General features: G+C 67.5%; 1 protein-coding gene. It reads right to left on the minus strand.

Annotated elements, in window-relative coordinates; all coding sequences use genetic code 11:
- Nucleotides 1-54: 54 nt before the first annotated feature.
- Nucleotides 55-633 (minus strand): glycosyl hydrolase (locus JNK74_29270; protein ID MBL7650268.1); only part of this gene is annotated, 579 nt, incomplete at its 5' end.

The following is a 633-nucleotide window of genomic DNA, read 5'->3' on the forward strand; positions in this document are numbered from 1 at the left end:
GAGGCCGATGCCGAACAGGCCGAGGCGGAGCGGGGGAGGCGTCATGGGGTGGGATTACTTGAGCGTCGTTTGCAGCGTCACCGGCCCGAGGAGGCCGGATTCGAGCAGGGGTGAATCCGCCTTGAAGGGATTGATGCTGACCCAGGTCCGGCGCTTTTCCGGCGGCAGGGCCTGGTCGCCGATGAGGCGGTTGGGCCAGAGATTGGCCACGGTGATTTCCAACTCGTTGCGCCCCGCTTGGGCGGCGGCGGAGATGTCCACCTGCCAGGGCGCGCACCAGACGACGCCGAGATCGCGGCCGTTGAGGCGCACGCGGGCGAGGTTCTTCACCGTGCCCAGGTCGAGCAGGAGCGGGGCGGAGCGGTCCCGGAGAAGTGCGGAGTCCAGCTCGAAGCGCTTCCGATAGACCGCCGTGCCGGAATAGTGGCGGATATCGGGCTCGGTCCGCAGGGTCCAGTCCTCGAGCCGGTCGAAATTGATTTTCTCCGGGCCGCCCCATTTCGGATCGAAGGACACCTCCCACGGGCCGCTCACCTCGGAGACGGTGCGGAGCGTGGCGAAATTGCGGTCGCCGGTCGGCGCCGGATTACCATCGCGGAACACGATGAAGAACGACTGCTCCGGCGCGAAGCG

It is taken from the genome of Candidatus Hydrogenedentota bacterium (genome assembly GCA_016791475.1).
Lineage (GTDB): Bacteria > Hydrogenedentota > Hydrogenedentia > Hydrogenedentales > JAEUWI01 > JAEUWI01.